General features: G+C 68.8%; 13 protein-coding genes. 7 read left to right on the top strand and 6 right to left on the bottom strand.

Annotated features, from left to right (window positions below; all coding sequences use genetic code 11):
* Window positions 1-79: 79 nt before the first annotated feature.
* The 3 genes from AQI88_RS39440 to AQI88_RS39430 are packed head-to-tail and all read left to right on the top strand — an operon-like array spanning window position 80 to window position 2,043.
* On the top strand, window positions 80-853 hold the full coding sequence (locus AQI88_RS39440) for a helix-turn-helix domain-containing protein (protein WP_244184557.1): 774 nt from the start codon (window positions 80-82) through the stop codon (window positions 851-853).
* Window positions 850-1,020, top strand: coding sequence for a DUF397 domain-containing protein (locus tag AQI88_RS39435; protein ID WP_067009934.1), 171 nt, complete (start codon window positions 850-852; stop codon window positions 1,018-1,020). The genes AQI88_RS39440 and AQI88_RS39435 overlap by 4 nt, the downstream gene beginning before the upstream one ends.
* 30 nt (window positions 1,021-1,050) lie before the next feature.
* A complete protein-coding gene (locus AQI88_RS39430; protein WP_067009931.1) occupies window positions 1,051-2,043 on the top strand; it encodes an aldo/keto reductase in 993 nt (330 codons plus the stop codon).
* 176 nt (window positions 2,044-2,219) lie between these two features.
* On the opposite strand, the gene thpR is transcribed toward AQI88_RS39430, so the two are convergent.
* On the bottom strand, window positions 2,220-2,792 hold the full coding sequence (gene thpR, locus AQI88_RS39425) for an RNA 2',3'-cyclic phosphodiesterase (RefSeq protein WP_067009928.1): 573 nt from the start codon (window positions 2,790-2,792) through the stop codon (window positions 2,220-2,222).
* A 97-nt stretch (window positions 2,793-2,889) separates the two neighbouring features.
* Here thpR and AQI88_RS39420 point away from each other — a divergent pair, with 97 nt between their 5' ends.
* Window positions 2,890-3,426 (top strand): GNAT family N-acetyltransferase, encoded by a 537-nt coding sequence (locus AQI88_RS39420; protein WP_067009947.1) that lies wholly within the window; start codon window positions 2,890-2,892, stop codon window positions 3,424-3,426.
* Between the two features lie 21 nt (window positions 3,427-3,447).
* On the opposite strand, the gene AQI88_RS39415 is transcribed toward AQI88_RS39420, so the two are convergent.
* Window positions 3,448-4,791: an MFS transporter gene (locus AQI88_RS39415; RefSeq protein WP_107118794.1), complete on the bottom strand. Its 1,344-nt coding sequence runs from the start codon at window positions 4,789-4,791 to the stop codon at window positions 3,448-3,450.
* 28 nt (window positions 4,792-4,819) lie between these two features.
* Window positions 4,820-5,257, bottom strand: a complete 438-nt coding sequence (locus AQI88_RS39410; protein WP_067009922.1) for a MarR family winged helix-turn-helix transcriptional regulator — start codon at window positions 5,255-5,257, stop codon at window positions 4,820-4,822.
* Window positions 5,258-5,411: 154 nt separating this feature from the next.
* On the opposite strand from AQI88_RS39410, the gene AQI88_RS39405 reads away from it, so the two are divergent.
* The gene (locus AQI88_RS39405) at window positions 5,412-5,594 is read left to right on the top strand and encodes a toxin-antitoxin system HicB family antitoxin (protein WP_067009919.1); all 183 of its coding nucleotides are present in this window, start codon (window positions 5,412-5,414) and stop codon (window positions 5,592-5,594) included.
* A gap of 16 nt (window positions 5,595-5,610) precedes the next feature.
* Here the strand turns inward: AQI88_RS39405 and AQI88_RS39400 are convergent, their stop codons facing one another.
* Window positions 5,611-7,062 (bottom strand): NCS2 family permease, encoded by a 1,452-nt coding sequence (locus AQI88_RS39400; protein ID WP_067009917.1) that lies wholly within the window; start codon window positions 7,060-7,062, stop codon window positions 5,611-5,613.
* A 164-nt stretch (window positions 7,063-7,226) separates the two neighbouring features.
* Between AQI88_RS39400 and AQI88_RS39395 the strand changes: the two genes are divergently transcribed.
* Window positions 7,227-7,493 carry a DUF2530 domain-containing protein gene (locus AQI88_RS39395; RefSeq protein WP_067009914.1) on the top strand — a complete coding sequence of 89 codons (267 nt, stop codon included), beginning with the start codon at window positions 7,227-7,229 and terminating at the stop codon, window positions 7,491-7,493.
* Between the two features lie 94 nt (window positions 7,494-7,587).
* Window positions 7,588-9,984, top strand: a complete 2,397-nt coding sequence (locus AQI88_RS39390) for an HAD-IC family P-type ATPase (RefSeq protein ID WP_067009911.1) — start codon at window positions 7,588-7,590, stop codon at window positions 9,982-9,984.
* A 3-nt stretch (window positions 9,985-9,987) separates the two neighbouring features.
* Here the strand turns inward: AQI88_RS39390 and AQI88_RS39385 are convergent, their stop codons facing one another.
* Window positions 9,988-10,770: a hypothetical protein gene (locus AQI88_RS39385; RefSeq protein ID WP_067009908.1), complete on the bottom strand. Its 783-nt coding sequence runs from the start codon at window positions 10,768-10,770 to the stop codon at window positions 9,988-9,990.
* A 241-nt stretch (window positions 10,771-11,011) separates the two neighbouring features.
* Window positions 11,012-11,899, bottom strand: a complete 888-nt coding sequence (locus AQI88_RS39380; RefSeq protein WP_067009905.1) for a hypothetical protein — start codon at window positions 11,897-11,899, stop codon at window positions 11,012-11,014.
* Window positions 11,900-11,955 lie beyond the last annotated feature (56 nt).

Raw genomic sequence — 11,955 nt, 5'->3', positions numbered from 1 at the left:
TTAGGCAACGTTGGTGCGGGGATGTGCAGTTGGGGAGGTCGGTGTGCGTCCTGGTGATCGCGGATCGAAGGTCTTCGGTGTGTTGCTGCGGTTCCACCGCGAGCGTGCCGGGATGACGCAGGAAGGCCTGGGCAATCACGTCGGCTACTCCAAGTCGCAGGTGGCGATGGTGGAGCGAGGCGAGCGGTCTCCGAGGGGCCAGTTTGTCGAGATCGCTGACCAGGTGCTGGGTGCACAAGGTGCACTGCTCGTTGTGGCGGAAACAGAGTTCAAGAAGGACGGGCTTCCGCCGTGGACCGAGGACTACCTGGTGGAGGAGAAGAAGGCCGCAGCGCTGCACGTGTACCAGACCAATCTGATTCCAGGCTCGCTCCAGACAGAGGCATACTCACGGGCGGTCTTCAGCTCCAATCGCTGCCCGACCTTGGACGACGAGGAGATCGAGAAGCGGGTCGCATCCCGTCAGGAACGGCAGCAGCTCTACACGCGGAAGCCTGCGCCCACGGTCAGCTACGTACTCGAAGAGAGCGTCCTCACACGCCCGTTGGGCGGCAAGGACACGCTCAAGGAGCAACTGCACCACATCCTCGCGATCGGCGAGCTCCGGCACGTCGAGGTTCAGGTCATGCCGCACGACCGGCAGGACCACGCCGGGCTCGCCGGCCGCATGAGCCTTCTGGAGACCGCCGATCGACACCGGCTCGCATACGTCGAAGGCCACAAAGGCGGCTACTTCGTGAGCGAACAGCCGGACGTGGGTAACCTGTTCAGCAAATATGGCATTCTCCAAGCGCAGGCCCTCACCCCCGAGGATTCCGCGACGCTGATCGAAAAGGTGGCACGGGAGCTATGACCACGGACCTCCACTGGAGCAAGAGCAGCTACAGCGACGGCGAGGGCGAATGCCTGGAGGTGGCCCCCACCCCCACCACCATCCACATCCGCGACTCGAAGGCCCCGGCCCCCACCCTGAAAGTCACCCCCACCACCTGGACGGCCTTCCTCGCGTCGCTTGCATAGAGCGCACTCCAAGCCGTTGGCTAGGTGACCATGAAGTACACGCAGCTTGGACGCACGGGACTCAAGGTCAGCCGACTCGTCCTCGGCACCATGAACTTCGGCCCGCAGACCGACGAAGCCGACAGTCACGCGATCATGGACGCGGCGCTGGGCGCGGGCATCAACTTCTTCGACACCGCCAATGTGTACGGGTGGGGTGAGAACAAGGGGCGGACCGAGTCCATCATCGGCAACTGGTTCGCCAAGGGCGGCGACCGGCGCGACAAGGTCGTCCTCGCCACCAAGGTGTACGGCAACATGGCGGACGGCGACACCCCCTGGCCCAACCACGACAAGCTCTCCGCCCTCAACATCCGGCGGGCCGTGGACGCCAGCCTGAAGCGGCTGCAGACCGACTACATCGACGTCTACCAGTTCCACCACATCGACCGGAACACTCCCTTCGAGGAGATCTGGCAGGCGATCGACGTACTGGTCCAGCAGGGCAAGATCCTCTACGTCGGCTCCTCCAACTTCCCGGGTTACAAGATCGCCCAGGCCAACGAGGTCGCCACCCGCCGCGGCGGCACCATCGGGCTCGTCAGCGAACAGTGCCTGTACAACCTGGCCGAGCGCCGTGCCGAGATGGAGGTCATCCCGGCCGCGCAGGAGTACGGCCTCGGGGTCATTCCGTGGTCGCCGCTGCACGGCGGACTGCTCGGCGGCGTGATCAAGAAGGAGGCGCAGGGCGGGCGCAGGGCCTCCGGCCGGGCCGCCGACTCGCTCGCCAACTCCACTATCCGCGCGCAGATCCAGTCGTACGAGGATCTGCTCGACAAGCACGGTGTGGAGCCCGGCGAGGCCGCGCTGGCCTGGCTGCTCACCCGGCCCGGCGTGACCGGTCCGATCGTCGGCCCGCGTACCGCCGAGCAGCTGGCGTCCGCCCTGCGGGCTGTTGAGCTGGAGCTGAGCGAGGAGCTGCTGTCCGGGCTGGACGAGATCTTCCCGGGCCCGGGCCCGTCCCCGGAGGCCTTCGCCTGGTAGCACCGGGAAACCGGCAGGGGCGGCGGGGCTGCATGCGACATGCGGCTCCGCCGCGCGGGCGCGCCCCCCCTGCCGGGGAACTACCTGAGCGCCGCCGACACGGCAACCACCACGAACATCAGCACAAGCACACCGGCCATGATCCGGTTCCGGGTTTTCGGGTCCACGTATCGAGCCTAACCGGCCCCGCCGAGAGCCCAGCGGGCGACCGCCTCGTACCGGGGCTGCTCGCCGGGTACCCCGGACTTCGGCAGGTTGCTGCGCACCAGGACCAGCTCGTCCACCGTCCACGGCTTGCTCTCGAAGGCGCGCAGGGCCTCGACGTACGGCCGCACGTCCACCGAGTCCCGGCTGCGCGCCACCGTCAGGTGGGCCTTGTAGCGGCGGTGCTCTCCCATCGGCACCCCGGCCTTCCGCGCCGCCGCCTCCGCCCGGTCGGCCAGCAGGCGGAGGGTCTCCACATCGCCGGAGGCGCCCGCCCACAGGGCCCGCCCGTGCCCGAACTGTCCGCCGCCGAAGAGGGCGAGGGGGAAGGGCGCGGTGCGCTGGGCTGCGTGCGCCAGCCGGTCCGACAGGTCCGGTACGCGTTCGTCGCCGACCTCTCCGTAGAAGGCAAGCGTGAAGTGCCAGCCGGGGCGGTGGGTCCAGCGCAGCCCCTCCGCACCGGGCAGCCTCTTCAGCTTCGCGATCTCGGCGGCGAGTTCGTGGATGACGCCCTCCGGGGGCAGCACGGCGGCGAAGAGTCTCATACCGTCACCTTTCCAGGGAAGGGATCACCGGGCCAGCCGCACGCATGATGGCGAAAAGCCGCTGAACCAGCACGTCCGCCCGGGAATGATCGACAGCATGGAGAAGAACGGGAAGATCAGCATCCGAGAAGGCAGGCCTGACGACATCCCCGCGATACTCGGCATGTTCGACAGTGCCGTGGAGTGGCTCGTGGCGCAGGGGCGCACCCGGCAGTGGGGCACCGCCCCCTGGTCGGAGAACCCGAGGGCGGTGGCCATGATCACCAAGTACGTCACCGAGGGCAGCCCGTACATCGCCGAGTACGACGGCGTCCCGGCCGCCACCCTCACCCTTACCGACGCCCCCGACCAGTGTCTGGAGCCCGCCGACGAGCCCGAGCGGTTCATCCACATCCTCGCCTCGGACCGCCGCTTCAAGGGCCACGGCGCCGGCGCCGCCCTCCTCGCCCACGCGGCCGAGGAAACCCGCCGGGCCGGGATCTCGCTCCTGCGCGTCTACTGCTACGCGGGCGACGACCGCAAGCTCGTCGCCTTCTACGAGCGCAACGGCTTCATCCCGACCGAGTCCTTCACCGCCAGCGTGCCCGGCAACGACGCGTGGCCGGGTCAGGTGCTGGCCCGGAGGGTGCTTTAGCCCCCCCGGGCCCCTGCTGTCTCAAGCCGCCGTGGCCAGCTGCTCCCGCTCGCGGGGGACGAACCGTAGCTGCGGGTGGCCGTGGTGCCAGCCCACTGACAGGCGCAGGCCGCCGATGCGGGTGAGGACCAGGCCGATGGTGGCGGCCGCGGCGGCGGAGACGATGCCGCCGAGGGCGAAGCCGACGCGGGGGCCGTAGGTGTCGGTGATCCAGCCGACGACCGGGGCGCCCAGCGGCGTACCGCCCATGAACACCATCATGAACAGGGCCATCACCCGGCCGCGCATGGCCGGGTCGGTGGCCATCTGCACGGCGGTGTTCGCGGTGACGTTGACCGTCAGGCCGAAGATCCCGATGGGGACCATGAGCAGCGCGAACAGCCAGTACGACGGCGCGAGCGCGGCCACGATCTCCAGCGTGCCGAAGGCCACCGCGGCGGCGATCAGGACGCGCAGACGGGCCGTGCCGCGCCGGGCGGCGAGCAGGGCGCCACTGAGGGAGCCGACGGCCATCAGCGTGTTGAACAGGCTGTAGGCGCCGGCGCCGGCGTGGAAGATGTCGTCGGCGTAGGCCGACAGCCACACCGGGAAGTTGAAGCCGAACGTGCCGATGAAGCCGACGAGCACGATGGGCCAGATCAGCTCCGGGCGGCCGGCGACGTAGCGCAGGCCCTCGCGCAGCTGGCCCTTCCCTCTCGGCGCGCGCTCGACCACGTGCAGCTCACGGGCGCGCATCAGCAGCAGGCCCGCGATCGGGGCGACGAAGGACAGGCCGTTGAAGAGGAACGCCCAGCCGGTGCCCACGCCCGTGATCATGAGGCCGGCGACGGCGGGGCCGACCAGGCGGGCGGACTGGAAGTTCGCCGAGTTCAGGCTGACCGCGTTCTGCAGCTGGTCGGGGCCGACCATCTCGGAGACGAAGGACTGCCGGGCCGGGTTGTCGACCACCGTGGCGAGGCCGACGGCGAAGGCGGCGACGTAGACATGCCAGACCTGGACGTGGCCGGTGAGGGTCAGCGCGGCGAGCGCGAGGCCCGTGACGGCCATGGAGGTCTGGGTGACGAGCAGCGTGGGGCGCTTGGGGAGGCGGTCGACCAGGACGCCGCCGTAGAGGCCGAACAGCAGCATCGGCAGGAACTGCAGGGCCGTCGTGATGCCGACGGCCGCGGAGGAACCGGTGAGGCTGAGCACCAGCCAGTCCTGGGCGATGCGCTGCATCCAGGTGCCGGTGTTGGAGACGACCTGGCCCATGAAGAACAGACGGTAGTTCCGGATCTTCAGCGAGCTGAACATCGAGGATCTACGGGAGCTGGGGGTAGTAGGTATCGGTGCGGGGGCGGAAGCTGCTCCGGATCCCGTACTCAAAAGGGTTCGCCTCCTTGCGATGTATGCCTTACAGATGTGCGAGCTTCTCCAGCACGGGGGCGGCGGCGCGCAGTTTGGCCCACTCGTCCTCGTCCAGGCCGTCGACCAGGCCGGCCAGGAACGCGTTGCGCTTGCGGCGGCTCTCCTCGAGCATCGCCTCGGCCTGCTCGGTCCTGGTGACGACCTTCTGGCGCCGGTCCTCGGGGTGCGGATCCAGACGGACCAGGCCCTTGGCTTCGAGCAGCGCCACGATGCGGGTCATCGACGGCGGCTGGACGTGCTCCTTGCGGGCCAGCTCACCCGGTGTGGCCTGGCCGCAGCGGGAGAGGGTGCCGAGCACCGACATCTCGGTCGGGCTCAGCGACTCGTCGACCCGCTGGTGCTTGAGCCGACGGGACAGCCGCATCACGGCGGAGCGGAGGGCGTTCACGGCGGCAGCGTCGTCGCCATGGGTAAGGTCCGGCATGTTCTTTAGAATAACTCATTACTCTCGCTAAGGACCACCGGAAATGCGCCCGCATGCCCGTGACCCTGGCCACTGAACCCGGATATCACTCATATGGGTGATCCATACGCGGAACGTGACGCGCTGGCCGGATAGGTACGGCGACCCTCGTGCCATGGAGACCAGCGTGTTCAGCCTGCGCATAGACGGGGAGCTGCTCGAAAGGCTCCGGCTCCATGCGGCGAAAAGAGGAATGAGCGTGCAGGACTATGTGGTCCGCACGCTCATTCGGGACGACTTCGACCAGCGGTTCCAGGCCGCCGTCGAGGAGACGGAAAAGTTCTACGGGGTCAACTGAGGTCTCACCCGAGGTCTCACGTGAGACCCAGGGCCGGCATCAGGTAGTAGAAGGCGAAGACCGCCGAGACGACGTACATCGGGACCGGGATGTCGCGGGCCCGCCCGGCGGCCAGGCGCAGCACCACGAAGGTGATGAAGCCCATGCCGATACCGTTGGTGATCGAGTACGTGAACGGCATCATCAGCATGGTCACGAAGGCCGGGATCGCGATGGTGTAGTCCGCCCAGCCGATCTCCTTCACGGAGTTCGAAAGGATCAGGAAGCCCACCGCGACCAGGGCCGGCGTGGCCGCCTGGGACGGGACCATCGTGGCGACCGGCGTGAGGAAGAGGGCCACCGCGAAGAGGGAGCCCGTGACGACGTTCGCGAAACCCGTGCGCGCACCCTCGCCGACACCCGCCGTGGACTCCACGAACGCGGTGGTGGCCGAGGAGGAGCTGGCGCCGCCCGCCGCGACCGCGAGGCCGTCGACGAAGAGGACCCTGTTGATGCCCGGCATGTAGCCCTGGGCGTCGGTCAGCTTGGCCTCGTCGCCGACGCCCATGATCGTGCCCATCGCGTCGAAGAAGCACGACAGCAGGACGGTGAAGACGAAGAGGATCCCGGTCAGCACGCCGACCTTGGAGAAGCCGCCGAACAGGCTGACCTGGCCGATCAGGCCGAAGTCGGGGGTGGCGACCGGGTTGCCCGGCCACTTCGGGACGGTCAGACCCCAGTTGGTGACCGTGGCGACCGAGTTGATGACCAGCGCGAGGACGGTCATCCCGACGATGGAGATCAGGATCGCGCCCGGCACCTTGCGGACGATCAGCGCGAAGGTGAGCAGCGCGCCCAGGATGAAGATCAGCACCGGCCAGCCGTCGAGGTGACCGTTCGCGCCGAGCTGGAGCGGGACGGTGGTCTGGGCGGCGTCCGGGATACGGGTGACGAAACCGGAGTCGACCAGGCCGATCAGCATGATGAACAGGCCGATGCCGATGGAGATCGCCTTGCGCAGACCGAACGGCACCGCGTTCATCACGCGCTCGCGCAGCCCCGTGGCGACCAGCAGCATGACCACGAAACCGGCCAGTACGACCATGCCCATGGCGTCCGGCCAGGACATGCGGGGCGCCAGCTGGAGCGCGACGACCGAGTTCACACCGAGACCGGCGGCGAGCGCGATCGGCACGTTGCCGATGACGCCCATCAGGAGCGTGGCGAACGCCGCCGTCAGAGCGGTGGCCGTGACCAGCTGGCCGTTGTCCAGGTGGTGCCCGTACATGTCCTTCGCGCTGCTGAGGATGATCGGGTTCAGCACGATGATGTACGCCATCGCGAAGAAGGTGGCGAAACCGCCGCGGATCTCGCGGGCCAGGCTGCTGCCGCGCTCGGAGATCTTGAAGTATCGGTCGAGGGCGCCGTAGGCAGGCGCGCCGCCCGGCTTCTCGGGCGTGGGGACCTTGGCGGGTGCCGAGGTGGACATGTACGGGACCTCATCACCTACAGGGTTCCCCCGAGCCCCGTTGGAGTTTCATACGAGCAGAAGTGGACAAAGGCAAACGGTTTCAGTATGAACGTATGAGTGCTGGATCGCTATCTCCGCGCGTAGACAGTTCATCTCCGGAGCAGCCTCGTAAGCTGTGCCCCATGGCTAAGTGGACCCCCAAGCACGAGGCGCCGGAGCCCCTGGAGGGCCCCGTGGTCGCCACCATCACCGGCGGCACGATCGTGTGGTTCGTCCTCTTCCTGGTCCAGCTCCCCTTCTACGGCTGGTTCGACGACCACGGCCACACCTGGTGGCTGTGGACCTGCCTGGCCGGAGGCGGACTGGGCCTGATCGGCATCTGGTACGTCCGCGGGCGCGACGCGGCGATCAAGCGGGCCGCTTCGCCGAAGCCGACGTCGGCGCCGTAGCCGTACAACCAGCGCACGACTCGGATCCTCCCCAGGTCGGAACTTGCCCGCCCTCGGCAGGTGAAGGCGCAAAACCGCACGTACCGTCGAATGCATGACCCACATAGACGCCGGAGCGGAACTCGACCCCGTGCATCCGGTGGCCCTACCGGTGGCCTCGCCGGCAGGGCTGACCGGCGCCGAAGTAGCGGAACGCATCGCGCGCGGGCAGGTCAACGACGTGCCGGTGCGCAGCAGCCGCTCCCTGGGCGAGATCGTCCGCGCGAACGTCTTCACCCGGTTCAACGCGATCATCGGCGTCCTGTGGCTGATCATGCTCTTCGTCGCGCCGATCCAGGACAGCCTCTTCGGCTTCGTGATCCTCGCCAACACCGGCATCGGCATCGTGCAGGAGTGGCGCGCCAAGCAGACCCTGGACTCGCTCGCCGTGATCGGCGAGTCCCGGCCGACCGTCCGCCGCGACGGCACCGCCACCGAGGTGGCCACGAACGAGATCGTCCTGGACGACCTCATAGAGACAGGCCCCGGCGACAAGATCGTTGTCGATGGCGTGTGCGCGGAGGCCGACGGGCTGGAGATCGACGAGTCGCTGCTCACCGGTGAGGCCGACCCCGTCGTCAAACACCCCGGCGACCAGGTGATGTCCGGCAGCTTCGTGGTCGCGGGCAGCGGCGCGTTCAAGGCGACCAAGGTGGGCCGCGAGGCGTACGCCGCCCAGCTCGCCGAGGAGGCCTCCCGCTTCACCCTCGTCCACTCCGAACTGCGCACCGGCATCTCCACGATCCTCAAGTACGTGACGTGGATGATGGTCCCGGCCGCGATCGGCCTGGTCGTCACCCAGCTCGTCGTCAAGAACAACGACCTGAAGGACGCGGTCGCCCGCACGGTCGGCGGCATCGTCCCGATGGTCCCGGAGGGGCTGGTGCTCCTCACCTCCGTCGCCTTCGCCATCGGGGTCATCCGGCTGGGCCGCCAGCAGTGCCTGGTGCAGGAGCTGCCGGCCATCGAGGGGCTCGCCCGCGTCGACACCGTCTGCCTGGACAAGACCGGCACGCTCACCGAGGGCGGCATGGACGTCACCGGTCTCAGGACGCTGGACGGGGCCGACGAGACGTACGTACGCAAGGTGCTCGGTGCCCTCGGCGAGTCCGACCCGCGCCCCAACGCCTCCCTCCAGGCGATCATCGACGCCTACCCGGACAGCGAGGAGTGGCGCTGCATCGAGTCGCTGCCGTTCTCCTCCGCCCGCAAGTACAGCGGCGCCGCATTCAGCGAGGGCGACGGCGAGGCCAGCACCTGGCTGCTCGGCGCCCCCGACGTGCTGCTCGGCGCCGACGACCCGGCCCTGGCCGAAACCGAGCGCCTCAACGAACAGGGGCTACGGGTCCTCCTGCTCGCCCGCGCCACCCGCGACCTGGACGACACCGAACCGGCCCGGGGTGCCCGCCCCACCGCCCTCGTGGTCCTCGAACAGCGCCTGCGGCCCGACGCCGCCGACACCCTGCGCTACTTCGCCGAGCAGAAGGTGCGCGCCAAGGTCATCTCCGGCGACAACGCGGTGTCCGTCGGTGCGGTCGCCGGCAAGCTGGGCCTGTCCGGTACGGCGGTGGACGCGCGCCGGCTGCCCGCCGACCGGCGGGCCATGGCAGGCGCGCTGGACGAGGGGACCGTCTTCGGTCGGGTCACCCCGCAGCAGAAGCGGGACATGGTCGGCGCGTTGCAGTCGGACGGGCACACGGTCGCGATGACCGGCGACGGCGTGAACGACGTCCTCGCCCTCAAGGACGCCGACATCGGCGTGTCGATGGGCTCGGGCTCGGAGGCGACCCGTGCGGTCGCGCAGATCGTCCTGCTGAACAACAGCTTCGCCACGCTGCCCTCGGTGGTCGCCGAGGGGCGCCGGGTCATCGGCAACATCACGCGGGTGGCCACGCTGTTCCTGGTCAAGACGGTCTACTCGGTGCTGCTGGCGGTCCTGGTGGTGTGCTGGCAGGTCGAGTACCCCTTCCTGCCACGCCACCTGACCCTGCTCTCCACCCTCACCATCGGTGTCCCGGCCTTCTTCCTCGCCCTCGCACCCAACAAGGAACGGGCCCGGCCCCACTTCGTACGCACGGTCATGCGCTACTCGATCCCGGGCGGGGTGGTGGCCGGGGTGGCGACCTTCGTGACGTACCTGGTCGCCCGGCACTACTACACCGGGCCGGGCTCCCTGGACGCGGAGACCAGCGCGGCGACCCTGACCCTGTTCCTGATCTCCATGTGGGTCCTGGCGATCATCGCCCGCCCCTACACCTGGTGGCGCGTCACGCTGGTGGCATCGATGGGCGTGGCGTTCGTGTTCGTCCTCGCCGTACCGGCCCTGCAGAGCTTCTTCGCGCTGAAACTGGTGGGCGTGGCGATGCCGTGGACGGCGGTCGGGATCGCGGTGGTGGCGGCGGCCGCCCTGGAGGTGCTGTGGAAGTGGGTCGACCGCCGGTTCCCGGTGTGAGGGTTACTGCACGTCGACGTAGTCGCCCGTGGCGCTGACCGCCGACGTCGTCGACGTGCCCGCGAAGCTGTAGCGGTAGTAGCCGTCCGCGGAGGCCGTGACCGTAGTCTTCAGGGCGCCCGTGGAGGACGACGTGATGGTCTTGACGGTGGTGTAGGTGGTGGTGCCCGCCTTGCGGTACTGGAGCTTCACCGACTGGCCGCCGAAGCCGGCGTAGGTGCCCGCCTCCCAGTTGGCCCGGGTCAGCTTGCCGGTGACGGTGAGGGTCGCGCCCTTCCTGACCGGCTCGGGGGTGGCGTCGGCGGTGAGCTTGGCGGCGCGGCGGACCGGGATGGTGCCCAGGTCGCCCTGCCACTTCTGGGCGCCGGTCTTGTTGTCGACGGCGACGCCGCCCGTCTTCCACGTGCCGGCGTCCGAGTTGTACAGCTCGTTCGCGGGGATGGTGATCGTGGCGGAGCAGTTCAGGGTGGTGGAGCTGACCGTGGTGCAGGCACCCGGCGCGTCGCTGATGACCTCGGAGTCGGCGGCCTTCGGGTCGGTGCCGCGGTAGATCAGCGGGCCGCTGTCGACGTCGGCGACGGAGACGGTGGTGGGGTGCGTCAGGGTGTAGGTCGCCTGGACCTTCACCGTGGAGGTGGCGCCGATCGTGATGGCCTTGCCGCTGTTGACCTTCATGTTGGAGAAGGTGACGTCGAGCGTCGTCGGGGCGGCGTGCGCGGCCGGGACGGCGAAGGCGGACAGGGCCAGGGCGCCGGAGACGGCGGCCACGGTGGCACGTATGCGCATGTGCGTTTCCCCTGGAGGGAGAAGTGACGGTGGAGTCGGTTGACTCACGCGATCAGATCCGCGAGGGGGGTGGCGGGTTGTACGGCAAGGGCGGTTCTCGGCCAGATTTTTGCCGTGCATTGCCAGCGCATGACACAAGTGAGAGGGAGCGTTCCGGCCCCGGAGGCTGGATGCTTCCGGGGCCGGAACGTTACTGCTTACTGCTCACTGCTTGCCGCACGTCGACTTACCGCACGTCGACTCACTGCACGTCGACGAAGTCACCCGTGGCGTTGACCGCCGGGGTGGTCGAGGTGCCCGCGAAGGAGAAGCGGTAGTAGCCGTCGGCCGTCGCGGTGGTCGTCGTCTTCAGGTTGCCCGTGGAGTCCGACTTGACGGTCTTCAGCGTGGTGTAGGTGCTGGAGCCCTTCTTGCGGAACTGGAGCTGCACCGGCTGGCCGGTGTAGCCCGCGTACTTGTGGGTCTCCCAGTTGGCACGGGCCAGCTTGCCCGTGACCGTGAGGGTCTTGCCCTTCCTGACCGGCTCGGGCGCGGCGTTGACCGTGAGCGTGGAGTTGCGCTGGACCAGGGTGGTGCCGAGGTCGAACTGGACGGAGCTCTTCTCGATCTTGAAGTCCAGGGCGAGCGCGGCACCGTGCCAGGTGCCGGCCTGGGAGTTCTTCAGCTCCGAGCTGTCCGTGCCCGACGGGTAGACGTCGATCAGGCCCTTGCAGGTGGCGGTGGTCGCCGAGGTCGCGGTGCAGGTCGCGGGCAGGTTGCCGCCCAGCACGTTGTCCGGCGCGGTGGAGGAGCCGCGGTAGACCAGGGGGCCGGTGGCGAAGTCGTCGGACGTGATGTCGACGTCGGCGCCGTGGGTCAGCGTGTAGGTGACCGAGGTGGAGACGTGGGCGGTCGTGCCGACCTTGACCGCCTTGGTGATCTTGAAGTCGGAGAAGGAGACGTCCAGGTCCCCGATCGGGTCGGAGGCGGCGCTGAACGCGGTCTTGCCGGACGCGGCGTGCGACGAGAGAACCTTCGCGACGTCCGCACGGTACGACGAACCCCCGTCGGCGGCCTGCGCGGCCGGCACGACGAAGGCGGAGAGGGCCAGGGCGCCGGAGACGGCGGCCACGGTGGCACGAATGCGCATGCGTTCCCCTGTATGGAGAGTGTGGGCCCGGCGGCGGCCGCACCGTGGGGGTGCGT

It is taken from the genome of Streptomyces cellostaticus (assembly GCF_001513965.1).
Classification (GTDB): domain Bacteria; phylum Actinomycetota; class Actinomycetes; order Streptomycetales; family Streptomycetaceae; genus Streptomyces; species Streptomyces cellostaticus.
This window is presented reverse-complemented; position numbering and strand designations above follow the sequence as displayed.

What these genes read in the sequence shown, in the direction of transcription:
- AQI88_RS39435 (WP_067009934.1), top strand. Translation starts at nt 850, where the DNA reads ATGACCACGGACCTCCACTGGAGCAAGAGCAGCTACAGCGACGGCGAG.
- AQI88_RS39430 (WP_067009931.1), top strand. Translation starts at nt 1,051, where the DNA reads ATGAAGTACACGCAGCTTGGACGCACGGGACTCAAGGTCAGCCGACTC.
- thpR (WP_067009928.1), bottom strand. Translation starts at nt 2,792, where the DNA reads ATGAGACTCTTCGCCGCCGTGCTGCCCCCGGAGGGCGTCATCCACGAA.
- AQI88_RS39420 (WP_067009947.1), top strand. Translation starts at nt 2,890, where the DNA reads ATGGAGAAGAACGGGAAGATCAGCATCCGAGAAGGCAGGCCTGACGAC.
- AQI88_RS39410 (WP_067009922.1), bottom strand. Translation starts at nt 5,257, where the DNA reads ATGCCGGACCTTACCCATGGCGACGACGCTGCCGCCGTGAACGCCCTC.
- AQI88_RS39405 (WP_067009919.1), top strand. Translation starts at nt 5,412, where the DNA reads ATGGAGACCAGCGTGTTCAGCCTGCGCATAGACGGGGAGCTGCTCGAA.
- AQI88_RS39400 (WP_067009917.1), bottom strand. Translation starts at nt 7,062, where the DNA reads ATGTCCACCTCGGCACCCGCCAAGGTCCCCACGCCCGAGAAGCCGGGC.
- AQI88_RS39395 (WP_067009914.1), top strand. Translation starts at nt 7,227, where the DNA reads ATGGCTAAGTGGACCCCCAAGCACGAGGCGCCGGAGCCCCTGGAGGGC.
- AQI88_RS39390 (WP_067009911.1), top strand. Translation starts at nt 7,588, where the DNA reads ATGACCCACATAGACGCCGGAGCGGAACTCGACCCCGTGCATCCGGTG.
- AQI88_RS39385 (WP_067009908.1), bottom strand. Translation starts at nt 10,770, where the DNA reads ATGCGCATACGTGCCACCGTGGCCGCCGTCTCCGGCGCCCTGGCCCTG.
- AQI88_RS39380 (WP_067009905.1), bottom strand. Translation starts at nt 11,899, where the DNA reads ATGCGCATTCGTGCCACCGTGGCCGCCGTCTCCGGCGCCCTGGCCCTC.